Annotated in this window: 27 protein-coding genes and 1 tRNA gene; 15 read left to right on the forward strand and 13 right to left on the reverse strand. The window is 57.6% G+C overall.

Going from position 1 to position 22,381, the window contains the following annotated elements; translation table 11 throughout:
- Window positions 1–11: 11 nt before the first annotated feature.
- The 3 genes from BLU48_RS18070 to ung form a co-directional block, all read right to left on the reverse strand.
- Window positions 12–1,949, reverse strand: a complete 1,938-nt coding sequence (locus tag BLU48_RS18070; protein WP_057022020.1) for a hypothetical protein — start codon at window positions 1,947–1,949, stop codon at window positions 12–14.
- A gap of 262 nt (window positions 1,950–2,211) precedes the next feature.
- Window positions 2,212–4,242 (reverse strand): hypothetical protein, encoded by a 2,031-nt coding sequence (locus tag BLU48_RS18075; protein WP_057022019.1) that lies wholly within the window; start codon window positions 4,240–4,242, stop codon window positions 2,212–2,214.
- A 228-nt stretch (window positions 4,243–4,470) separates the two neighbouring features.
- Window positions 4,471–5,163, reverse strand: a complete 693-nt coding sequence (gene ung / locus BLU48_RS18080; RefSeq protein ID WP_005785971.1) for a uracil-DNA glycosylase — start codon at window positions 5,161–5,163, stop codon at window positions 4,471–4,473.
- A gap of 136 nt (window positions 5,164–5,299) precedes the next feature.
- On the opposite strand from ung, the gene BLU48_RS18085 reads away from it, so the two are divergent.
- On the forward strand, window positions 5,300–6,412 hold the full coding sequence (locus tag BLU48_RS18085; RefSeq protein ID WP_057022018.1) for an enoyl-CoA hydratase/isomerase family protein: 1,113 nt from the start codon (window positions 5,300–5,302) through the stop codon (window positions 6,410–6,412).
- A 4-nt stretch (window positions 6,413–6,416) separates the two neighbouring features.
- Here the strand turns inward: BLU48_RS18085 and BLU48_RS18090 are convergent, their stop codons facing one another.
- Together BLU48_RS18090 and BLU48_RS18095 are read right to left on the reverse strand one after the other, a co-directional pair.
- Complete coding sequence (locus BLU48_RS18090) at window positions 6,417–6,851, reverse strand: DUF3757 domain-containing protein (RefSeq protein WP_057022017.1); 435 nt, start codon at window positions 6,849–6,851, stop codon at window positions 6,417–6,419.
- Between the two features lie 153 nt (window positions 6,852–7,004).
- Entirely contained in the window at window positions 7,005–7,364 is a 360-nt protein-coding gene (locus tag BLU48_RS18095; protein ID WP_082636615.1) for a hypothetical protein, read from the reverse strand.
- A 244-nt stretch (window positions 7,365–7,608) separates the two neighbouring features.
- Between BLU48_RS18095 and BLU48_RS18100 the strand changes: the two genes are divergently transcribed.
- The 4 genes from BLU48_RS18100 (at window position 7,609) to BLU48_RS18115 (ending at window position 9,929) form a co-directional block, all read left to right on the forward strand.
- Window positions 7,609–7,821, forward strand: a complete 213-nt coding sequence (locus tag BLU48_RS18100; protein WP_057022016.1) for a cysteine-rich CWC family protein — start codon at window positions 7,609–7,611, stop codon at window positions 7,819–7,821.
- The gene (locus BLU48_RS18105; RefSeq protein ID WP_057022015.1) at window positions 7,811–8,503 is read left to right on the forward strand and encodes a 16S rRNA pseudouridine(516) synthase; all 693 of its coding nucleotides are present in this window, start codon (window positions 7,811–7,813) and stop codon (window positions 8,501–8,503) included. Before BLU48_RS18100 ends, BLU48_RS18105 begins: the two co-directional genes overlap by 11 nt.
- A gap of 301 nt (window positions 8,504–8,804) precedes the next feature.
- Entirely contained in the window at window positions 8,805–9,689 is an 885-nt protein-coding gene (locus BLU48_RS18110) for an alpha/beta fold hydrolase (protein ID WP_057022014.1), read from the forward strand.
- Window positions 9,690–9,855: 166 nt separating this feature from the next.
- A tRNA-Gly gene (locus BLU48_RS18115) sits at window positions 9,856–9,929 on the forward strand.
- 80 nt (window positions 9,930–10,009) lie between these two features.
- Here BLU48_RS18115 and BLU48_RS18120 read toward each other — a convergent pair.
- Complete coding sequence (locus tag BLU48_RS18120; RefSeq protein ID WP_057022013.1) at window positions 10,010–11,185, reverse strand: MFS transporter; 1,176 nt, start codon at window positions 11,183–11,185, stop codon at window positions 10,010–10,012.
- A gap of 95 nt (window positions 11,186–11,280) precedes the next feature.
- Here BLU48_RS18120 and BLU48_RS18125 point away from each other — a divergent pair, with 95 nt between their 5' ends.
- The 5 genes from BLU48_RS18125 (at window position 11,281) to BLU48_RS18145 (ending at window position 13,950) form a co-directional block, all read left to right on the forward strand.
- Entirely contained in the window at window positions 11,281–12,174 is an 894-nt protein-coding gene (locus tag BLU48_RS18125) for a LysR family transcriptional regulator (protein WP_057022012.1), read from the forward strand.
- Between the two features lie 166 nt (window positions 12,175–12,340).
- A complete protein-coding gene (locus BLU48_RS18130; RefSeq protein ID WP_082636614.1) occupies window positions 12,341–12,523 on the forward strand; it encodes a type II toxin-antitoxin system HicA family toxin in 183 nt (60 codons plus the stop codon).
- 22 nt (window positions 12,524–12,545) lie between these two features.
- A complete protein-coding gene (locus BLU48_RS18135) occupies window positions 12,546–12,956 on the forward strand; it encodes a type II toxin-antitoxin system HicB family antitoxin (RefSeq protein ID WP_057022010.1) in 411 nt (136 codons plus the stop codon).
- Between the two features lie 82 nt (window positions 12,957–13,038).
- Window positions 13,039–13,350: a hypothetical protein gene (locus BLU48_RS18140; RefSeq protein WP_057022009.1), complete on the forward strand. Its 312-nt coding sequence runs from the start codon at window positions 13,039–13,041 to the stop codon at window positions 13,348–13,350.
- A gap of 99 nt (window positions 13,351–13,449) precedes the next feature.
- Window positions 13,450–13,950 (forward strand): methylated-DNA--[protein]-cysteine S-methyltransferase, encoded by a 501-nt coding sequence (locus BLU48_RS18145; protein ID WP_057022008.1) that lies wholly within the window; start codon window positions 13,450–13,452, stop codon window positions 13,948–13,950.
- On the opposite strand, the gene BLU48_RS18150 is transcribed toward BLU48_RS18145, so the two are convergent.
- Entirely contained in the window at window positions 13,951–14,733 is a 783-nt protein-coding gene (locus BLU48_RS18150) for a GNAT family N-acetyltransferase (RefSeq protein ID WP_057022007.1), read from the reverse strand. It lies immediately after the preceding gene.
- Between the two features lie 178 nt (window positions 14,734–14,911).
- Between BLU48_RS18150 and BLU48_RS18155 the strand changes: the two genes are divergently transcribed.
- On the forward strand, window positions 14,912–15,337 hold the full coding sequence (locus BLU48_RS18155; protein WP_057022006.1) for a low affinity iron permease family protein: 426 nt from the start codon (window positions 14,912–14,914) through the stop codon (window positions 15,335–15,337).
- A 55-nt stretch (window positions 15,338–15,392) separates the two neighbouring features.
- Here BLU48_RS18155 and BLU48_RS18160 read toward each other — a convergent pair whose 3' ends face one another.
- The 3 genes from BLU48_RS18160 to fos all read right to left on the reverse strand — a co-directional run bounded on the left by BLU48_RS18160 (window position 15,393) and on the right by fos (window position 17,146).
- On the reverse strand, window positions 15,393–15,920 hold the full coding sequence (locus tag BLU48_RS18160) for a DUF4142 domain-containing protein (protein WP_005785958.1): 528 nt from the start codon (window positions 15,918–15,920) through the stop codon (window positions 15,393–15,395).
- 120 nt (window positions 15,921–16,040) lie between these two features.
- Window positions 16,041–16,682 carry a LysE family translocator gene (locus BLU48_RS18165; RefSeq protein WP_057022005.1) on the reverse strand — a complete coding sequence of 214 codons (642 nt, stop codon included), beginning with the start codon at window positions 16,680–16,682 and terminating at the stop codon, window positions 16,041–16,043.
- A 47-nt stretch (window positions 16,683–16,729) separates the two neighbouring features.
- On the reverse strand, window positions 16,730–17,146 hold the full coding sequence (gene fos / locus BLU48_RS18170) for a fosfomycin resistance glutathione transferase (protein WP_057022004.1): 417 nt from the start codon (window positions 17,144–17,146) through the stop codon (window positions 16,730–16,732).
- A 99-nt stretch (window positions 17,147–17,245) separates the two neighbouring features.
- Here fos and BLU48_RS18175 point away from each other — a divergent pair, with 99 nt between their 5' ends.
- Window positions 17,246–17,485 carry a CopG family ribbon-helix-helix protein gene (locus BLU48_RS18175; RefSeq protein WP_057022003.1) on the forward strand — a complete coding sequence of 80 codons (240 nt, stop codon included), beginning with the start codon at window positions 17,246–17,248 and terminating at the stop codon, window positions 17,483–17,485.
- Window positions 17,475–17,759 (forward strand): type II toxin-antitoxin system RelE/ParE family toxin, encoded by a 285-nt coding sequence (locus BLU48_RS18180; RefSeq protein WP_082636613.1) that lies wholly within the window; start codon window positions 17,475–17,477, stop codon window positions 17,757–17,759. The genes BLU48_RS18175 and BLU48_RS18180 overlap by 11 nt, the downstream gene beginning before the upstream one ends.
- Before the next feature lie 7 nt (window positions 17,760–17,766).
- On the opposite strand, the gene BLU48_RS18185 is transcribed toward BLU48_RS18180, so the two are convergent.
- Window positions 17,767–18,675, reverse strand: coding sequence for a LysR substrate-binding domain-containing protein (locus BLU48_RS18185; protein WP_414896207.1), 909 nt, complete (start codon window positions 18,673–18,675; stop codon window positions 17,767–17,769).
- Between the two features lie 77 nt (window positions 18,676–18,752).
- On the opposite strand from BLU48_RS18185, the gene BLU48_RS18190 reads away from it, so the two are divergent.
- Window positions 18,753–19,241: a DMT family transporter gene (locus BLU48_RS18190; protein ID WP_057022001.1), complete on the forward strand. Its 489-nt coding sequence runs from the start codon at window positions 18,753–18,755 to the stop codon at window positions 19,239–19,241.
- A 23-nt stretch (window positions 19,242–19,264) separates the two neighbouring features.
- Here the strand turns inward: BLU48_RS18190 and BLU48_RS18195 are convergent, their stop codons facing one another.
- Window positions 19,265–19,939, reverse strand: coding sequence for an NAD(P)H-binding protein (locus tag BLU48_RS18195; RefSeq protein ID WP_057022000.1), 675 nt, complete (start codon window positions 19,937–19,939; stop codon window positions 19,265–19,267).
- A 90-nt stretch (window positions 19,940–20,029) separates the two neighbouring features.
- On the reverse strand, window positions 20,030–21,178 hold the full coding sequence (yiaY, locus tag BLU48_RS18200; protein WP_057021999.1) for an L-threonine dehydrogenase: 1,149 nt from the start codon (window positions 21,176–21,178) through the stop codon (window positions 20,030–20,032).
- A 123-nt stretch (window positions 21,179–21,301) separates the two neighbouring features.
- On the opposite strand from yiaY, the gene BLU48_RS18205 reads away from it, so the two are divergent.
- Window positions 21,302–22,318, forward strand: coding sequence for a DUF4917 family protein (locus BLU48_RS18205; protein WP_057021998.1), 1,017 nt, complete (start codon window positions 21,302–21,304; stop codon window positions 22,316–22,318).
- Window positions 22,319–22,381: the final 63 nt, after the last annotated feature.

A 22,381-nucleotide genomic window follows, 5' to 3' on the forward strand; every position in this document is an offset into this window, starting at 1 on the left:
CCGACAATCAATCAAAGCGTACCTTTGACGCGCGACGCACCCGGAACACAATAGCCAGGAATGTTGCCTCCCGAACCAACCAGATCCCAGGCTGCCCTCACCTCGTCGGACCTGCCCCGGTCTCCCGTGGAGGGGCGCAGAAGCCTCCAACGCACACCGACGATGCCTCGGCCATTATTGCCTGTGACGTCTTGAAGCCAGACCTTCAAATCCAGCGGGACGGTCAAGCCAAGATTGACATGCTCACTGTTGAGCTCGAATTCAGAGGTCTCTATGGGCGTACCGATAGGCGCGCCAGGAGCGTTGAACGCGTATCTGACAGCCTCGATGATCACTTTGTCGCCAACCAAGAGGAGCCCGGGATCCAGAATCTTGACAGGCACACCTAGCCAAGGCTGCCGAGCACAGTTAATGGCATAGGTGAAGTTCGGGTTGCCTGTAATAACCGTGGCATTTTCAAAGGTCACAGGCGTCAGGCTACCGATGTTGAAGATATCCACGACAACATCTTGATTCGGAGAATGCTTATAGTTGATGGCATCCCGAATAATGCAGTGGGTTTCAATGGTGCCATTGCCCTTGGCATCGATAGTGGCCCACGGCACGGTAAAAGGCACCGGAAAATCGGCCGCTTCCGCCCCGGTTACCGGGTAAGTCCCAACGACATCCCCCCCATAGACATAGTCAATGAAATCACCCACTTCCAGCCCCGGTGGTAGGGTGAAAGTGACGGTGGCATCGAAGTTGCGATCTTTCTCGGAGAGGCGGTTATCGGGTTTGGGGTCGGGGCCCCCACCGAGCAGAACGGGCTGTGCCAAGTTTGTGTCTACAGGGCCTTCACCAGGGTTTTGCCCACCGGGCTCACGCAGGTCGACATCCACTTGCACCACAGCTGCGTTGTAAGTGGGGCTGCCTTGGCGCTCAATCATGACTTTGATATCCGCCGTATAGAAATTCCCGCCTGCCGCAATAGCTGCAAAATGTGCAGGGATGTCAATTGGGAAAACGGGCATGCCAATAGATTGACGATAGATCTCAATAGTCCCCCATAACACGACCAGGGTGTCGTTCTGCAAATGGCCGGTCAAGCTTTCCAACTGCACCGTTGCGCCGTTACGGGCCTCTGCTTTATCAACCAATGGCGCTTCCAACACACTGACGGGACCAAACACGGGCGCTTCGTTCAGACTCACTTGTACGTAGTTTGGAATAGACAACGTAGTCGTGTTGCCAGACCGATCAGCCAGGTTATATCTCACGTCTATCGAACCTGACCGCTCAAGAATCGTTGCAGTTGGAATATGACCAGTAATGTCGCCTGTCACCGGCACGTCATCCTCGATCGCAACGATATTACTTCCCACAAGTACTCGATAAGTATCACCGCCACGCCGGTCTGCCGGCGTGGGAATGGTGAATTCCAAACCCGCTTTACCCACGAGAAAGGCTGGGGTCAGTTCGGTGCCGTAATCTTCTATCATGACCCTCGAAGGTTGACTGCCATAGTTAGGGTCCTGCGCATCTACGTAAACCCGATTGATGTTGTAATTAACGTCATTGTCGCTGAGGTTGAGCACATGAACGCTAATGTCTTTGACACCGTTGGTTTGCAAGGCCGACTTGGGGCCCAAATCCACAATTACCGGATCAGGTAAAGTGACAGTTGCGTCGTAGGTCTCAATATGTACCGGCCGGCCATTCACAGAGACGGTGAGTATATCGAAGTCATTAAAAAAGCCGGTACGGTCCCACAGGTCAACCCTTAGACTGAGTCCGCTCAATTGAAGCGCCCTTGGCACCACATTCCGGTGGTTGTCGCCAGCAATGGCCGGCAATAAACCAGGGATCGTCGGAGCAGGTAAATATGTGGGATCGAGAACGGGTTCTTCCCACTCTTCCATGGGGCCTACAGGGTCTTGACTAACAGGTTTACTGGATGTGTTGGACATGATTCAAACTCCTCAAAAGAATAAGTATCTGTCCGGGCATAAAACGACGGTAAGACTAAACACCCGGGTGTCATTTTCTAAACGTATGCCGACCCTGCAGAGGTCTGAATTGGCAAACCTGCTGGCGTCTCATTCATTTAATGGCATTTCCCTTTAACGCGTAACTGTCAAACTTGACAGTACCCCTTGCGGCTCGACTGTGATGCTCGCAACCACGAGCACCTCCTCCACTACAAGCACATTGCACCCTTCTCCACTACGCCTAATCGTCCGACACGCAAGGCGGTAAGTTGAGCCGGATCAATGAGATAAACACCAACCTACGCTCGGAATACCCCATGCCTGCACCTGCCGGCTTGATGATCTGGTAGCGCGCAACCGCAGAGCCATGCCGAGGGTTGGTTTGCCCTTCTGGTGGCTTGATCAGCCCCGGAAGCAAGATGTATGGGTCAAACGGAACCTGAAAGACATATCCCTCACGGGCTTCTTGTGCCGTCAGCGTATGGCTGAAGGACTTGATAGTGTCAGGAATGACAGCGCCGGCGAAACCATTAGGGTGCGCATAACTGGCCCAGTGCAAAATCACCTCATCACCGCCGTCCAACAGCGTTGGATCCCCGGGTATTTTAACGCCGGCGCCGTTGACCCAAGGTCGCAGAGCGCAGTTGATAAACCCAGCGTCCGGGCCAGGTCCGTAGTTGACTCCGACATACTCAAGGGGTTTGAGCCCAACGATAGGCACCGTATTGATCATTACCGGTGTGTCTGGCGCGCGTTGCCGGTTGACCCCGTTGAAGGTCCAGTAAAAGAAAGGAACCCAACCTGTATCTAAAAGCTCGATGATGTTCCAGTCGACGAACCACTCAATTTCCCGACCCGCGCTATCTCCCGCTTGTACGGTGTAGGTCGCGATGGGCCCGGGAAAGCTCCCTGCCATCAGTTCCAACGTTTGACCAACATCGGGCGCGTCATACAACGAGGTAATCACGCGTACCGGCTTACCCTCGTCGTTGATAGTCAATTGGTTGTCACCATCTACTCCCTTCACTGTCACCACGTCCAGCAATAGGTTGATAGGGTCTGGGTTATTAGGGCTCACCGGTCCGGCAACCGTCAGATCCACAGCAGCAAAGCGGGTGATCGATGGCCTGGAGGGGGCAATGCCTCTCTGCCAACGGTATTCTGCCCTCACAGTCCCGGAAACGAACTCGTAACCGCCGCTGGCCAACACCGAATACGGAATCGGCACCCTGATAGGCCAAACCTGAAAAGCTGAAATAACGATGGGGTCGAGCGGTATAAGATCCCATGACGGTAGGAGACGATCCCCCTCTGTTGAGCCGAATACTTCGAGGATATTCATATATACCCCGCCTTCAGCACGGGCATCATTGAGGGCTATACGCCCATCATTCAGCTGCGGAATTTCAACAGGACGCAGGTCGGTGGGCGTAGGCGTCAGATTAATTAACAGGGGAGCGGTACGTGATGGGCCCGACTCACGACCCGAGCGGTCTTTCAAAAAGTACTGAGCGTTGAACTCCCGATTGGGCAAACCGCGAAGAAAAGCGCCCGGGAAATGCACCTCGATGGGCCGAACCCCATCCTTGTGCGCTTGAACAATGGTGGTGGTGGCAACGATGTCCAAATGGCGTGGACGTTTGCGCAAAGGCTTGAGAAAAGGCAGTGGTATTAAAGAAGCCTCCACCACATCCCCCAGACGTATGTCCGGCCATATCAAATTAATGGTAGCGGTCACTCTGTCCAGGTTGGCGGGATTATCCAGATATTCATCCGTTACGCCGTCATCTTCGATGACCTGCGGGAACTGGAAACGCGGACCACGCAAGCCGTTATTTGGCCCGACCTTGTCACTGTCCAGATTTGTCGAAAACGAAAGCTCCCCTGGGTTACCACTTGACTCTCTTAATATCACCTCGTAGTACAATTTATGCAGGCCGGGTACGTCCATGAGATGGGGAGGTACCAGAGCGTCCACGTCAGGCAGGTCGCTAGCGTCATAAGGCGCCGTCAGCCTCTTCTCATCAAACATCTCGACTCCAAAAAACCACTTGACAAGAGTGACATCCCCAGGATCAAGCACATTACTGCCGGGCCACAACGTAGGCACTTCAACCCTCAGCCCTGTGCTTTGAAAAAATACCGGTATTTTATGACCGCGGTCATCTGCCTCAAGGGGTAATGCATCAGGTGCAACAGGTGCATCCAGGACCAGCACACCTGCTTTTGTGCCACGACTGGAAGGTGGGTTAAGCGGATCGTACTCAGACATATCGACTCTCCTAGACGACTATCAGGTTGAGGCCCTTGACCACCTAAAGGGTACTGACCCCATCCAAAGATCACGGAGAGTAGTTAAGGCAATTTGCCCCCAAGCGGATACTGTCAGAACTAACAGGTGCTGCGTCCCCTGCAGTTTTGTTCAGCCTGGCCAGAACGATAAAATTCTTTCGAATCATCGAATTGCAGATGTGAGACGGCATAACACGCCTCGCACGTATCAGACAGGCGGCAACACCCAATCAATCGGTGTCTCACCGCTTTGCTCAAGAAACTTGTTGGCCCGGCTGAAATGCCCACATCCCAGAAACCCGCGATACGCGGACAACGGCGACGGATGCACCGACGTCAGCACCAGATGCTTGGTGGCGTCGATCAGCTTCTGCTTGCTCTGGGCATGGGCGCCCCACAGCAGGAACACCAGATGGGGCTGGTGCTCACTGACCACCTCAATAATCCGATCGGTAAAGAACTGCCAACCCTTGCCCGCATGGGCGTTGGCATTGGCGCGCTCCACGGTCATGGTGGTGTTGAGCATCAACACGCCCTGGTCGGCCCAGCTTTGCAGGTAGCCGTGATTGGGGATGTCGATGTTCAGGTCGCGCTTGAGTTCTTTATAGATATTGACCAGTGATGGCGGCGCCGGCACGCCAGGTTGTACCGAGAAGCACAGGCCGTGGGCTTGGCCGGGCCCGTGGTAGGGGTCTTGACCGAGGATCACCACCTTGACCTTGTCCAGGGGGGTGGAGTTAAGGGCGTTGAAAATCAGCGGGCCAGGTGGGTAGATCTCTTTGCCGGCAGCATGTTCCTGGCGCAGGAACTCGCGTAACTGGGCCATGTAGGGCTTCTCGAACTCATCGCGCAAGGCGTGTTTCCAGCTGGGTTCGAGTTTGATACGGTCGCCATCGGTCATAGTTGAATTGTCTTGTAAAAAAGAATGAGGCGAACCCTAGGAAAGCCGACCCCGCTTGTCAATTGATCTGACAGACCACCGGCACTTTCCCACGAAGGGATCATACTCATCCTTTACCTTCTCGATTGAGGTCACGATGAACCTGCACTTCGAAGAATTGACCGGCAGTGGCGGTGCCCGCATTGGCATCGCCAGCCTGGACGCGGAAAAGACCCTCAACGCCCTGTCCCTGCCGATGATCCTCGCGCTGGGCGACCGCCTGGATGCCTGGGCCAAAGACCCGCAAATCGTCTGCGTGCTGTTGCGCGGCAATGGGTCCAAAGCCTTTTGCGCCGGTGGCGAGGTGCGCAGCCTGGCCCAGGAATGCCGTGAACAACCTGGCGAAGTCCCGGCCCTGGCTGCGCAGTTTTTTGCTGCCGAATATCGCCTCGATTACCGCCTGCACACCTACCCCAAGCCGCTGATTTGCTGGGGCCACGGCTATGTGCTCGGCGGCGGCATGGGCCTGTTGCAAAGCGCTTCCGTGCGCATCGTCACGCCAAGCAGCCGCTTGGCCATGCCCGAAATCAGCATCGGCCTCTATCCGGATGTAGGGGCCAGCTGGTTTCTGTCTCGCCTGCCGGGCAAGCTCGGTTTATTCCTGGGCCTCACCGGTGCCCATATCAACGGTCGTGATGCGCTGGACCTGGGTCTGGCCGACCGCTTCCTGCGCGATGACCAGCAAGACGAATTGCTCAATGGCCTGCTGCAACTGAACTGGCAGGAACAGACCGTCATGCAGCTCAACAGCTTGCTCAAGGCCCTGGCCCAGGAAGCGGTGAGCCAGCAACCCGAAGCGCAGTGGCTGCCACGCCGCGGGCAGATCGACGAGTGGCTGGATGTGGGGGATGTCCGCTGTGCCTGGCGTGCTTTGAGCCTGCTGCGTGATCACAGCGACCCGCTATTGAGCCGCGCCGGCAAAACCCTCAGTGAAGGCTGCCCTTTGACGGCGCATCTGGTATGGGAGCAGATCCAGCGCGCTCGCCATCTGTCCCTGGCCCAGGTGTTCCAGATGGAATACACCATCAGTCTCAACTGCTGCCGTCATCCGGAATTCGCCGAAGGGGTCCGGGCGCGCCTGATCGATAAAGACCAGACGCCCCATTGGCACTGGCCGGACATCAACACGCTTCCGGAAGCAGTGGTGCAAGCGCACTTCAACAAGGCGTGGGAAGGTAGGAACCCTCTGGCGGATTTATCCGACTTTTGACAGGTCAAGGTTTTTTGCCGGTTACTTTGAATGCGCAGTTGTCCGGCTGCCTTTCTTCGCACAGATAAACCGGTAGGCCGAATAGATCGGTGTCGAGCCGCCAGTACAACGTATCGGTCAAGGACATGCTGGTCGGCATGCCAAGCGGGCTCGGCCTCAAGGTGACCACATCCCCCTTTCCAGATCGATAGACACACCTGTCCATATAGCCGCTTTGCCGTTCCTGGCCTTTACTTGGGGTAAATACGGCGCCGATAAACAGGTCGATAAAATCACGGCTCTCGACTTTCTGGCTTTGCCACAGCACATTTTTATCCACGACTTCAAAATGGCCATCGACTTGCTTGATCATCAAGGGATAAGGGCAACCTTGTTCCGCTCTGGCTTGGGCAGCGACGCTGATCATCAATAAGAGAAGACACATCAGTTGTTTGAACATAGCAGGTTCCATTCACCCAATTCTCTACCGGGGCATACACAGCCTCACGTAGTGAAATGCATCTAGAAACCCAAAGATAGCTGTTAAATCTGACAGTACCGACAAACGGTTAAAAAAAGCGGCGCATCAGGCGCCGCTTGTTTTTCAAAACATTTAACGGTGACCGCCGCGGCCACGTCCGTGATCGGAACCCCGCCCATACCCACCGTTGCCCCAGCGATTGTCCCATCCCTGGTTCTGATAGGGCCTGTAACCGGCCCTCGGGTAATAACGCGGCGCGGGCTGGTAGTAACGCGGCGCGGAATAATAACGAGGCGGTGGCGCATAGTAGCGAGGCGCTGGAGCGTAGTAACTGCGCCCATATGGGGAGTAACGCGGGCCACCGTAGTAATAGGCCGGCGCAGGTGCGGTGTAGACCTGCGAACGGTAGTAAGTAGAGCCTCCATCGTAGTAGGGCACGCAGGCGCAAAGGGTCAGGCCGAGCAAAGCGATAAGTAGCAGTCGTCGATACATGGCGGCCTCCTGGACCGCGGAAGAGCTCCTCCAGCGACGCTGGGAAGCGGCATTCAGCTTTCACTGAATGACGAAATATCTGACATCAAAAACAGAATCTGGTGCGCTGACGACACAAGTAGAAACATCTGTTTCAGACGAATCGAATACCAGTCTTCAGGACAGGGAGATGGAACGCGACTGAGCAGCACTGTATCGTGCAGGAACTTGCGCAACCCTGCCCGATGCCTGCCTGAACCGACCGATGACCACGCCAACCCTCTGCCCCGCTTGCGGTGCCCGCAACGACTGCACACTGGCCGACCCGCGTACCGCCGACCAAGCCTGCTGGTGCTACAGCGTCACCATTGACCCGGCGGTGCTTGAAGCCTTGCCTGATGAAGTGCGCAATCAAGCCTGTTTGTGCCCGCGCTGTGCCCAGGTGGACGCCCGGTTGCGTCAGCGCAATGCGCGTTGACCGCTTCCTCAGCAACCTGCCGCAGTTCAATCGCCAGCAAGTGCGCCTGCTGCTTGCGGAGCGCCGGGTGACCGTCGATGGCGTGGCGGTCAGCGACCCCCATCATGACGTGCGTGAATTCAGCCTGGTCTGCGTTGATGACGCCGTACTGCAGGCGGGTAAACCGGCGCGCTATTTCATGCTGCACAAACCCCAGGGTTGCGTCAGCGCCACTTCGGACCCACAACACCCCACGGTCCTGGACTTGCTGGATGAACCGGACAAGGTCGAACTGCATATCGCCGGTCGCCTGGATTTCAATACCACCGGCCTGATGCTGATCACTAACGACGGCCAGTGGTCACGACGCCTGACGCAACCACAGACCAAGTTGCCCAAGGTTTACTACGTGCAAACCGAGCAGGACATCGGCCCGGAATACGCGGCGATGTTTGCCAAGGGTGTCTATTTCGCCTTCGAAGACCTCACCACCCAACCCGCCGAGCTTGAACTACTGAGCTCAAGAACGGCGCGGTTGAGCATCATCGAAGGGCGCTACCATCAGGTGAAGCGCATGTTCGGGTATTTTGATAACAAGGTGATCGGCCTGCATCGTGAGCGAATGGGACCTTTGGTGCTGGATGCGGCGCTGGCGCCGGGCCAATATCGGCCATTGACTGACGAAGAGATCCGACAAGTCTGACGACCGTTCGGCCGGTGATGACAAGAAACAGCGCTGTCGCCTTGCGACCTGCCGTGTGGACTGCTTGAATCAGGGTCTGACCCAGTTTCAGGCTGATGAACCTCCATAATCTCCAAGAAAGACTTTGCCTCGCCCGCGCTTGATTGACGGGCCTTTCCGGCAAACAGCCGCCATGACTACACCCGTGCACCAGCCGTCATCGGACGGACATGGGCCCTCCTTTCCAGGCGTATGCCTACCTGTCACAAAGCTCGTGCAGAGTGATCTGCGCGCACTACCCGCTTGCCAGGAGTCTTACGACATGAGGCCAGAAATCGCTGTGCTGGATATACAGGGGCAGTATCGGGTGTATACGGAGTTCTATCGCGCGGACGCAGCTGAAAAGACCATCGTCCTGGTCAATGGCTCCATGGCGACCACGGCGTCCTTCGCTCAAACCGTGAAAAGCCTGTACCCGCAATTCAATGTGGTTTTGTACGACCAGCCCTACGCTGGCCGCTCAAAAATCCATAACCGTCATGAGCAGATGCTGACGAAGGAAGTCGAAGGCCAGATTCTCTTGGAGCTGCTCGCCCACTTCGCCGCCGAGCACGTGCTGTCTTTCTCCTGGGGCGGTGCTGCCACTCTGGTCGCCCTCGCGCACCGGCCTCGCCGCGTGGAGAAAGCCGTGATCAGCTCATTCTCGCCAGTGATCAACGCCCCCATGCGTGACTACCTCGAACGCGGCGTCGACTATCTCGGCAACCTCGACCGTGACCGCGTCGGCCAGTTGGTCAACAGCACCCTCGGCAAACACCTGCCGTCGCTGTTCAAACGCTTCAACTACCGCCACGTCAGCAGCCTGGCCGAGCACGAATACGGGCAGATGCACTTCCATATCAGCCACGTGCTCAACAGCGACCGGCTGTGCTACCTCAAGGCGGCGAGGCAGATCGACATTCCGGTGCTGTTCCTGAACGGTGAATGGGACGAATACACCAGCGCCGGAGATGCCAAGCTGTTTGGCCAGCATGTGGCCAAGAGCAGCTTCAGCACCATCCAGGCGACGGGGCATTTCCTGGATATGGAGCATAAAGCGGCGTGTCGGGACAGCCGTGAGGCGGTGGTGGGCTTCTTGAAACCGGAGCGGCAGGTGAGCAGGTTGCGGTATCAGCAGGGTCACGCCCAGCAGGCGTTTGCCATCTGAAATGAAGGCTGACGGGAGCGGCTTGGAGTGCGAAGCAGATCCACTGTCTTTAGGAGCGTTTCGCACTCCAGCGTGAGCGAGCGCCCTCGCCACATGCAACCCGCACATTTTTCGAAGAAAAACTTCAAATCCTGGCTGACTTCTGGTACAAAGTCAGCCGCTCTGAGCGGGTATAGTTTAGTGGCAAAACGAAAGCTTCCCAAGCTTTAGTTGAGGGTTCGATTCCCTCTACCCGCTCCACTCAGATTTTGCGCTTGCGTCGGGATGGTTCCGGCGCGAATGCATAAGAACCGGCCCTTGGTGGCCGGTTTTTTTATGGGTCACGGTACACGGATCAGCTCAGGTTTTAGGGGCTTCCAGCCGGCCGACGCGATCAACAGGGTCAGCACCTGGAAACCCATGATCAGCCCCACACAACCGGCCCAACCCCAACGCTCCCAGATCAGTGCCGGGACGATAGCGCCGCAGCTACCCCCCAGGTAATAACAGGTGAGATAGACCCCCACCGCCCCTGCCTTGTCGGCGCCAGCGGTGGCGGTGGCGGTGGCGGTGGTGAAGGCATTGGCAGTGGCTTGGGCGAGGAACACGCCGGTAGAACTGAGTGCCAGGCCCACCACAATGCACCAGAGGGAAGGCATCAGGGTCAGGGCCGAACCACAGACGCCCAAGATGGCGGCAACGCTCAGCAATTCGACATGCGGGCGGGCTTTGCTGAGGCGGCCAGCGATGGGGATCACGATCAATGCCAATAGAAACACCATGTACAGCGCCCCCAAAGCGGCAGGCCCGAGGTTGAATGGCGGTAAGCCAAGGTATAAACCTACGTATGTAAAAGTAGCGACTTGCGAGAACAATACGCAAAAGCCTACGGCGTAAGCGGCCAGCAACGGCCTGCGCCAAACGCCTGACGAAGCCGTCTGGACTTGCTGCACCCGCGGGCGGTTGGCCGGCAGCAGGAACTGAATAAAACCACCCACCATCAAGCTCAGCACCGCCAGCCACTCAAACGCTTCACGCCAGCCCACATATTCGGTCACCACCCCAGTGATGAAGCGCCCGCCAAGCCCTCCCAACACGGTGCCCGCCACGTAAAGGCTGGTGACTTCGGTCACCGTGCCGCCGCGCCAGCGATCGCCGATGTAGGCCACGCTGGAGGCAAACACAAACGGGATCAACATGCCCTCGACAAAGCGCCACACCAGTACTTGCGCGAAGCTGTCAGCATAAGCCGTCATCAGCACCGGCCCGGCCAGCAGCAACGCCGCAGTCGAGATCACAGTGCGCTGTTCGAAGTGCCGGGTCAGGCGGCTGACAAATGGCGCAGTCATCGCCACGGCCAGTGTGGTCACGGTAATACTCCATCCCGCAGTCTTGGCGCTGATATGAAATTGCGCGGCGAACACTTGCAGGATGCTCTGGGTGGCATAGAGATTGAGAAACGCCGCGCAACCACACAGGAACAGGGCAAGACGGGCACAATGCAGGCGCGGTTTCATGAAACTTCTCGTTTTATTTTGTGCGGTCTTTATAGAATGGCCAGAGGGCTTAAAACCAATACCGAATTCCGACCGATTGATACCCAAGGACCAGGATGCTCGACCTACGCAAGCTGCGTTACTTTCTGACGGTCGCCGAAGAATTGCACTTCGGCCGCGCAGCACTTCGCCTGCATCTGGCCCAGCCGCCGCTGACCCGGCAGATTTCCGCCCTGGAAACCGAATTGGGGTTCAAGCTGTTTGATCGCACCAGCCGTACGGTCACCCTCACCGCCCAGGGACGAGCGTTTCTGCCCTACGCCAGGAGCGTGTTGGAACAGGTGGAGTTGGCGCAGGTGATCGCCGGTAAATTGGCTGCCGGCACGGCGGGCCAGCTGACATTGGGCTACGTCAGCTCAATCGCCCTGTCAGACCTGTTCAGCCGCGCCATCCAGGCCTTCGCCCAGCGCTTTCCCGATGTGCAACTGACCTTGGTGGAGTGCGCCTCCGGCGGTCTGGGCGCCCAGGTGGCAGATGGGCGCCTGGATATCGGCTTGAGCCGGCTGTTGCCAAAAAGCACTGATGTCCAGGTATTGTCACTGGGTGAAGAACGGCTGGTGGCAGCGGTCTCCAGCGACAGCCCGTTGGCGAGCCAGGCGACGGTCAGCCTGGCGCAACTGAGCACTTACCCGCTGATTCTGTTTCCGGCTGACTATGGGTCAGGCTTGAACCAGTCCATCGAGCAACTTTTCCGCCACCACGGCCATCCGTTGCGGCCTGGGCCGACCGGGCGGCAGATCACTTCGATCATCGCCCTGGTGGCGGCCGGACAGGGCGTGGCGCTGGTGCCAGACTGTACGCAGAGTCTGATGAACAGGGGCGTGACCTATAAGCCAATGCAGGAAGTGGATGCGTGTGCACAGTTGCTGGTACTGACCCCGGCATCAGCAAGAAGTGTATTGGCGGATGCATTTCTTGGCGTACTTGAGCAATCACTGCATACCCGTTAACCCCGGAAAATCCTTGCAATACCTCTCCACGGCGCCTTGGCTGCGCGCCCATACACTTCATTCAACGCCTGCTGAAAAACCGCACAGCTACCGCTGGTAGGTAGCGTGTTGATTATTTTTTTTCAGTGGTTATAGTCACCACCAACACACACCACAAGGAGGTGATGTGGACAGTCGATATTTGATCGGTCATATCGTTGCAGACGGTTGGTATCTTGTACGCATCAGGGGCAGTCATCACCATTTCAAGCACCCGACGAAGCCAGGGTTGGTAACGATCCCTCATCCAAAAAAGGACCTGCTGGATAAGACCGCCAAGAGCATTTTGAGACAGGCTCTGTTGAGTTAACCGTCCCTGGAGGGCAACACACATGCTTTACCCCATCGCAATTTCAACCGGCGACAAGGACCACGCGTGGGGCGTGGAGGTCCCGGATATTCCAGGCTGCTACTCCGCCGGCGATGACCTGGACGACGCCATGGCCATGGCCCGCGAAGCCATCGAAGGGCACTTCGAGATCCTGGCAGAGGATGGCGCGCCGATCCCCAGCGCCCAGAAAGTCACCCTGCATGCCGCCAACCCACAGTACGCCGGCTGCACGTGGGCAGTGGTGGACATCGATGTCACCAAGTACCTGGGCAAGGCGCAAAAACTCAACATCACGCTGCCGGGTTACCTGTTGAATCGCATCGATGAATATGTGTTGAATCATCCGGAAGAAAAAAGCCGCTCGGGGTTCCTGGCGTCGGCAGCGCTCAAGGTATTGCAGCAGGACCGGTAATTACCTAAGTAAAATCTTACGGTGGTGACAAATACACATCGTAATGATGTCAGCTCGTCGAGTCAGAGATCCGGAGCACTGCATGCTTGAAAAACCTATCCTGCGTCAAGTGGTCGGCTGGGTGGTGGTGGTGCCGCTGCTGGTCTCGTTTTTAAGGCTGCCATTTCCCCTTGGCTGGTTCCTGATACTTGGATCGATTGCAGCATCGATTTACGGCGTAAGGTTCGCCTCGCGCCATGCCAGCCGACGCGTGACGTTTTTCGCGCTGACCATGACCGTGCTCAATGTGATTTCGTTGGCGATAGGTCATGCATCAGTGCTCGTGGCGCTCTATTGGATCTCATGGCTCTATTGGTACCCGTACTACTCCAGTTGGGTCTACTGGAACTTCTAGGCTGGCGAAGAATTTGACCGCAAGAAACGCAGTTTCCTCGCCGGCATCTGGCACTACAGTAGCGTTGTCCCCATTAACGCCCTTTCGAGGAGCCTGCTCATGACTTACCAATACAAGCTCATGCCTTCCCCCGTCGGTGAACTGACCCTGGTGACGCGCAATCGCAGGCTCAGCGCCATCCTGTGGGAAGTGGAACGTGCCAACCGCGTGCGCCTGGGCGAATTGATCGAGGCCAACGACAACCCGGTGCTGTTGGAAACCGAGCGTCAATTGAGGGAGTACTTTGATGGAACGCGCAACCGGTTCGAGCTGGAACTGGACTTCATCGGCACCGACTTTCAAAAGCAAGTCTGGCAGGCGTTATTGACCATTCCGTTCGGCGAAACCCGCAGCTACAGCCAGATCGCCCAGCAGATCGGCAACCCGAAGGCCGTGCGCGCAGTAGGCGCCGCCAACGGGCGCAATCCGATCTCGATCATCGCGCCGTGCCACCGCGTAGTGGGTGCATCGGGCGGGCTGACCGGGTTTGCAGGAGGGCTTGAGGCCAAACAGTATCTATTGACCCTCGAAGATCGCGGCCAAATCAAAATGGCTTTCTGATCATAGGCCTGGTAAAGCCACGCGAACAAATGCCCGATAGTCGAATAAACGTTCGAAACCCAACTTGCGATACAGCGGGACGGCGCCCTCCGATGCCTCGAGAAAGCAACGCTGGGCGCCCAGGCTCGACGCATGATGCAGGGCCTCTCGAATCAAACGCGTGGCATAGCCTCTTCCACGCAAGTTAATAAGCGTACCGACATCATTAAGCCGGGCCTCACCATTGCATAGAGACAAGGTCAACGAGCAGCTCACCTGCCCCTCGGCGGACAGGGTGAAGTGATAAAGGCTTTCATCAGCGTCCAGGGCCCTCTGGTGCCGGGCCTGATAATGCGCAACCACCTCGGGTAGCATCGCGTACGCATTGCCAAGCGGAACGGCCCACTCATTCAAATCCCGTGTCAGGCGGACCTGCACATCGCCCTCACCCTCTGATGGAATAAGCGCTGACAATTGGAGGACCATTGCCGTGGTCTTTTCAGCAGAGTGAAAATCGAGCCCCGTGAGCACTTCGCGCAAGCCCTCGACCTTTTGCTCATGAATCACTAGGCGTACTTCGATCAGGGTGCGTCGGATCAGCTCAAGGGCCGCAGCCATTTCCTCACCCAATGGGGCGCTGCCCAGGCGAATGAACAGCAAATTCCACGGGAAATCATGCTCGTCGATAAAATAGGCATTGATGGCTGCGCAGTAGCGTCGGTGCGTCAGGCAGGTGGCGGCAAAATAGTGGTCCTCGGTCAAATGATAAAGCGTGGCTAGGTCAAAGGCGGGATTGGCATCCATGAGGCGATATCCAGATAAAAACCCAGTCTTGCCTTGGCCGCCTTGGGTCGCCGTAGGTTCCTGCCTAAATATCTGGAAGAAAAACGCACAATTTTGTTCAAATGCTAAGTTGTAAAAAGAAATTTCGGCGGCTGCCCGCGGTCAGTATTTTCATCACCCTTTTTGAGGAAAAACGGTCATGAAATTCTCTGCAGTCTCCCAAACTCTGTCCCGTTGGGCAGGCAGCCCCAGGACCTTCTACGCGGCAGTCGCGCTGATTCTCCTATGGAGTCTGAGCGGGCCGTACTTTCACTACAACGACACCTGGCAACTGATCATCAACACCTCGACCACCATCATCACCTTCCTGATGGTGTTCCTGATTCAGAACACGCAAAACCGGGATAACGACATCCTGCATATCAAGATCGATGAACTCTTGCGCGCATCCAAGGACGCACAGAATGCCGTGCTCAGCCTGGATGGCCTGGACCGCAAAGAACTTGAAAGACTGCGCAAGGAGTACCGCAGCATTGGCAGCAGCGACAAGGTGAGTTTGAACAGCAGTTGCGGGGCCACGGCCGACGATGCAGCGCAGACCAAGACTGACCTGAACCAGGCCTGAAAAAAACGGCGGTTGGAGTGATCCAATCGCCGTTTTTTTATTTCACACAATAACCTCAGCCATCACCTTGATGCCCCTTGCCATAGGTCGATGCCAAGGCTCGGGCTTTTTGCAGACGCTCTTCGAGCTTGGGCAGCGTTTCATCCACGAGTGCTTTTATTTCCGGCACATCCGACGCGGCACCTTCTTTCTTGAACAGGGCGATGGCGTCCTCGTTTTCCTTGACCTGTTGTGCGGTGTAGGCCGCGTCAAAGGAATCGCCGTCCTTGAGTTCGGGCATCAGGGTTTCGGCTTTATCAACGATCTTTTCCCGAGGTGCTACCGGCAAGTCGAGCTTCTTGGCGATGGCTGCCAAGTGCTGGTTGGCCAGGGTACGTTCGTTGATGACCTCGATGGTGTAGTCCTTGATCTCTTGGGATGAGGTCTTGGCGTGGGCCATGCGACTGGTTTCGATATCGGCCATCCCTTTGGCCGAAGCTTGCTCGATGAATTCGGCAGGCGACTGGGCGAAAGCATTGCTGGCGCCGAGGCCCAGCAGCATCGCGAAACTGGCGGTGCGTAACCGGATAGCCATGCGGCTCATGATGGGTTCCTCCAGGGCAAAAATAAGTGCGGGGAAAACACGCCCCGCCCTGAGTTCGAATTTTTTGCGCGGCAAAGGTTTAGAAAAAACCTGCCAGTGCGACGAACGGTCGTGGATGCGTCAGGCCGGTTTATTGCCGAACAAGCCCGGCAACGCGTGCGCCAAGGCATTGATGGCAAAGCCGATAAACATCACGCCACAGAGCCGGGTGATCAGGATTTCATGACGCTGATACACCGTACGCACCCGCTGGGCGCCGACCACGCCGATCAGGATCGCGTAGGCCAACAGGCCACCGATAAAGCTCAGGAAAATCAGCGACGGCAGCATCGACCAGGTCAGCAATTCGGCACGGCTGGACAGCAACGCCGTGAAGGTCGCCACGGCAACCGGATACGCCTTGGGGTTGGTCAGGCCGAACAGAATGCCATGCCAGAACGGATGCCGCGCCGCGCCCTGGGGCGCATCGCCGCTGCGGCGCTGGGTGCGGATCGCCCGCCAGCCGAGCCAGAACAGATACACACCGCTGAGCACCCCCAGTACATCGAACGCGCCGCTGCCGACTTCCCGCGCACCGACGATGGCAATCAGCGCCGTGCTGCACCACACCACATCGCCGAGCAAATGCCCACACAGGAAACCCGCCCCGGCACGTCGACCACGGGCAGCGCCGATGCCGAACACAGCCAAGACACCCGGCCCGGGGGTAATACCGTAGATAAAACCCGATGCAAGGACGGCGAGCAGCAAGGAGGAGGTCATAGGCAGGCGCTCTGACAGACGTGTGAAGGTGATTGATTCTGCATGTTTCAGCGCGGCGGGTAAAACTTCATTCCCGCATAAGGCTTGGCGCGACAGGCTTGCAGGCGCGAGGCCAAGTCGCCGACATGGGCCTCCAGCTTATGGCCGTCGGGATCGAGGAAATAAAACGACGCGCCTTCGCTGCGGTTGTCGCGCCACTCCTGCACGCCAGCCGCCCGCAGGCGCTCGACCAGCGCGGCGAAATGCGCGGCCTCTACGGTGAAGGCATAGTGGGTATAGTCCGCCGCCGGCACGCTCGGGCGTATCGGGTCCAGTGACAGGCAAAGCCACAGGCCGGGTAATGACAGGTAGGCACCGTTGTCCCAGGTGGCGTCGAGCTGGAGGTGCAACAACTCATGATAAAAACTAACGCTGCGCGGCACATCGGTCACAGCCAGGGTCAGGTGGTTGAGTCCAGAAAGCATCATTATTTCCTGATCAGGATACCCCTGACGAACGGGGCAAATCGTTAACGCAGTAACGATGTAGTATGTTGTATTACACATCACTACGTTGAGGTTCATATGTCTGTTATGTCCCTGCGTATACCGGAAGACGTCGCCGAGACACTTACCAATCTTGCCAAGGCTACCGGTCGCAGCAAATCCTTTCTCGCCGTTGATGCGTTACGTGAATACTTGGCGCGTGAAGCCTGGCAAATCGAAGAAATACAAAAAGCACTGAAGGAAGCGGATGCGGGTGAATTCGCCACGGTTGCCGAGGTAAACGCTGTCGCTGCTAAATGGCGCGCCAATGCAGATTGAGTGGCTACGGACAGCCCTGAGGAATCTTGACGATGAAGCAGCCTATATTGCCGAAGAAAACCCCAAAGCTGCCCATGAGTTTGTCCAGGCAATTTTGAGTGGCCTTGAACATGTGGCCCGGTTCCCTGCGATGGGGAAAGAGGGCCGAGTGCCTGGAACACGCGAGTGGGTTGTACCTCGATGGCCCTACATCGTTCCGTATCGCATTCGGGAGGGGCGACTTCAGGTAATGAGGATTTTTCATACTCGTCGGCAACCACCTAAATCCTGGTGATACGCGTCTATTCACTCAATACACCCCGCACCCGCCCAATCAACCACTGCAACCCCGAATCTCCACCCCGCCGCGCATGCCAGGCCAGCTCAAAGGCAAATGACGGAATATGAAAGGGCGGCGGCACGGTCAACAGGCGTGCATGATCGATATCCAGTAAACCGCGGGACGACACCGTCAAAATCAGGTCCGTGCCCTCGATCAACTGCGGTGCCACGCCCCAATGCGGCAGGCTGATCGCCACATGCCGCCGTTCACGTATCGCGCTCAGTGCCCGTTCGATTTCCGGCGTGCCGCTGCCGCGCATCTCCAACAGCACATGGGGGCGTGCCAGGTAAGTCGGCAGGTCGAGCACGCCGCTGGGGGCAAGGCTGTGGCGGTCGATCAAACAGGTGTAATGCTCTTCGAACAGAAGCGTAGTACGCAGTTCGGCGGGCATATCAGGGAATACGCCAGCCGCCAGGTCGAGATCGCCATTGAGCACGCCATCGACCATACCTTCACGGCTGGCCTGGATGATCTGCAGATCGATGCCAGGCGCTTCATGGCGTAGGACACGGACCAAGCTGGGCAGGAAAATCGCCGCGCTGTAGTCCGACATCGCCACACGAAACCGGCGCTTGGCCGAGTCAGGCTCAAACCGATTCGGTGCCAACAACGCCTGCACCTGGGCCAGGGCTTCAGCTAATGGCGCCGCCAGCTCCAGGGCACGGGCCGTTGGGATCAGCGTCCTGCCCTGGCGCACCAGCAACGGGTCACCGAGCATATCGCGCAAGCGCGCCAACGCATGGCTGACTGCCGGCTGACTCAGGTGCAGGCGCTCGGCAGCGCGGGTGACATGTTGCTCGCTGAGCAAGGCATCGAGGATCACCAGCAGGTTCAGGTCGATGCGGCGCAGATCATTCATCAGCTGCATGCTCGGCATAAGAATTTGGAATTTAAATTTGCGCGACGAATAACCTAGAGTCCAGCAAAACCTCTGGGAGATTTGAAATGACTACGTTGCATTGGCTGGGTTTGTTAGCGCTGGCGGTGATTGCAGGGGCGGTGGTGCCGTTTCAAAGTGCGATCAACGCCAACCTCGGGCGCGGGCTCGGGCACCCGTTGTGGGCCACCCTGGCTTCATTGCTGGTAAGCATCATCGTGCTGCTGCCGGTGATGGTGGCGCTGCGTTTACCGCTGCCGAGCCTGTCTTTTATCAGTAAGGCACCCTTGTGGATGTGGGCCGGCGGTGCGTTCGGCGTGTGTTTTATTTCGTTGGCGCTGATGCTGCTGCCCAAGCTGGGCGCATCGGGGTTTATTGCGTTGGCCATGGCCGGGCAGATTCTTGCGTCGTTGCTGCTCGACCATTTTGGTCTGTTCGGCCTGGTGGAACGCCAACTGAATACGCCGCGGGTGCTGGGGGCGGTGTTGTTGATCGGCGGCGTGGCATTGATTCAGTTCAGCGCCGCACCCGCCCGAGCGCTGGCAACTGCCGGCTGATCAGATCGAGCGCTTGTGCAACCTCAATGGCGCTCCGCAGCCAGGCGATTGATCTCGGCCTGCTCCACCACCGGCTGCGGCGCGCCATGGCTGGCGGCTTGCAACATCGCCCGGCCGACGGCCTCGGTGCTTACCACCCAAGCCGGTGTTACCCGACGCACAAACGAGAGCACAGGCCCGAGCACGCTGTAGAAAGATTGGTACAACGGCGTTTTCGAACGCACACCATGCAACGGCTGGATAACCCCCGGACGGAACAGGTACACCGCCTTGAACGGCAATCGCAGCAAGGCATTCTCGGTCTTGCCCTTGACCCGCGCCCACATCGACTTGCCCGCCTCGGAACTGTCCGTGCCGGCACCGGACACATAGATAAAGGTCATCTGCGGATTAAGCCGCGCCAGCGTACTGGCGGCGACCAGGGTCAGGTCATAGGTGAGGTGGGTGTACCGCGCTTCGTTCATGCCCGCCGAGGAAACGCCGAGGCAGAAGAAACACGCGTCAAAGCCTTGCAACAGGTTTTCCAGGGGTTGGAAATCCAGCATGTCGCTGTGCAACACCTGATGCAGCTTGCCGTGTTCCTGGGTCAGGGGCGTACGGCCGACGGCGACGACTTCCTGCACATCAGCCGCCAGCAGGCATTCGCGCAGCACGCCCTGGCCGACCATGCCGGTGGCGCCGAATAACAGAACTCTCATTAGGGGACCTCAGCGGCAAGCCGCAAGCTTGCTCAAGTTAAACGCGTTCAGCGTGTAGCTTAACGCTTGCGGCTAAAGGCTGCCCCCCTATCAAAACGCGCTACGGAAAATCTCTTCGATCTGCCGCTGATCCGCTCGCCGTGGGTTGGTCAGCCCGCACGCATCCTTCAACGCATTGGCAGCCAGTAGCGGGATATCCTGCAATTTGGCGCCAAGCTCGCGCAGGCCAGCGGGAATATCCACGTCCTGGGACAAGTGGCGAATCGCTGCGATGGCCGCCTGAGCCCCCTCTTCCACCGTAATGCCCTTGATATCCGCGCCAAGGGCACGGGCCACGTCGCTCAGGCGCTTGGCACTGACACTGGCATTGAAGCTCTGCACATGGGGCAATAACACCGCGTTGCACACGCCATGGGGCAAGTCGTACAAACCGCCCAACTGGTGAGCCATGGCATGCACAAAACCCAGGGACGCGTTATTGAAGGCCATGCCGGCGAGAAACTGCGCGTAGGCCATGTTTTCCCGTGCCGCCATGTCACTGCCATCGCGCACCGCCAGACGCAGGTTGGCGCTGATCAGCTCGATGGCCTTGATGGCGCAGGCGTCGGTGATCGGCGTAGCAGCGGTGGACACATAGGCTTCGATGGCATGGGTCAGCGCATCCATGCCAGTGGCAGCGGTGAGCCCCTTGGGCATGCCGACCATCAGCGCCGGGTCATTGACCGACAGCAGCGGCGTGACGTTGCGATCAACGATGGCCATTTTCACGTGGCGGGTTTCGTCGGTGATGATGCAGAACCGCGTCATCTCGCTGGCGGTGCCAGCGGTGGTGTTGATTGCCACCAATGGCAGTTGTGGCTTGCTCGATTGGTCGACCCCCTCGTAATCGCCGATACGCCCGCCGTTGGTGGCGCACAGCGCGATGCCCTTGGCGCAGTCATGGGGCGAGCCGCCGCCCAGGGACACTACGAAGTCACAGGCACTCTGTTGCAGCAGTGCCAGGCCTTTCTCGACATTATCCACGGTGGGGTTGGGCCTGGCGCCGTCATAGATCGCCGAATCGATATCCTGCATGGCCAGCTTCTCGGCGATCATGCTGGCCATGCCGGCTTTGACCAGGCCGGCATCGGTGACGATCAATGCTTTACGAAAGCCATAATTGCGAATGGCGATCATGGCTTCGTCGAGGCAGTCGCTGCCCATGATGTTGACGGCGGGGATAAAGAATGTGCTGCTCATGGTCAATCCTCAGAGGCTTTATACCTACAGAATCAACCTGTACCGCATGGCGCATCTTGATCAGGATCAACGTCGGCTCGTGATAAAGTCACCACCCAGCCGATTTCGAGTAGACCCGCCGCAATGAAGGATTTCCAGGATATTGACGCCCACCTTGAAGACTGGAGCGCCCTGCGCGCTGCCCTCGACTTCAGCGGGATTCTGATCGGCAACGGCGCCAGTCGTACGATTTGGGAAGACTTCGCCTACGACTCGCTGTTCGAAAACGCCCGCACCGTTGAAGAAAAGCCCCTCAGCCAATCCGAACTCAGCGTATTCGATGCCCTGCAAACCCGCAGCTTCGAACAAGCCCTGGGCGCCTTGAAAACCACCAGTCGGGTCAACAAGGCCCTGGCGGTGAGTTCGGCGGCGCCGCGTAACCGTTACTACGCGATCAAGGAAGCGCTGATCAACACCATTCATGCCGTGCACATTCCCTGGCGCCTGGTGCAACCGTCGACGCTGACGACGATCAACGCGGAATTGGCCAACTATGCCACCGTCTTCACCAGCAACTACGACTTGCTCAACTACTGGGCGATCCTGCACACGCCGGGCATTGATGACCTGTTCCGCAGCGCCGACTCAAGCTTCGACCTGCGCAATACCCATACCGATACCACGCGCATCCTCTATCTGCACGGTGGCCTGCACCTGGTGCGCAACCTCGATGGCACGGCACGCAAACTGCCGTCCACCGACAGCACCTTGCTCAGCAGCTTTGCGATCAACAACACGATCAAGACCCTGGACGATGTGCCGCTGTTCGTCAGTGAAGGCAAGGTAGAAGAGAAGCTCAAGAGCATCCGCAGTTCGGATTACCTGTCGTTCTGTTATGAGCAATTGCTGAACCATGAAGGCGCGTTGTGCATCTTCGGCCATGACTTGGGACCGCAGGATAAACACCTGGTGGATGCAATTCGCCAAGCCAGCATCAGCACCCTGGCGATCTCGGTTTCGGGGCGCAGCGATGGGTTTATTCGTCAGCAGAAGCGGCGGTATTCGGAGTTGTTCGAGGGCACTGGGGTGGCGCTGAAATTCTTCGCGGCGCGTACGCATCCGCTGGGTAACCCGGCGCTTTCAGTCCCGGTCGAACGCTGATCCAGTAAACAAAGAAAATCAAATGTGGGAGGGGGCTTGCTCCCGATGGCAGAGCGTCAGCTA

The organism is Pseudomonas synxantha, assembly GCF_900105675.1.
GTDB lineage: Bacteria > Pseudomonadota > Gammaproteobacteria > Pseudomonadales > Pseudomonadaceae > Aquipseudomonas > Aquipseudomonas synxantha.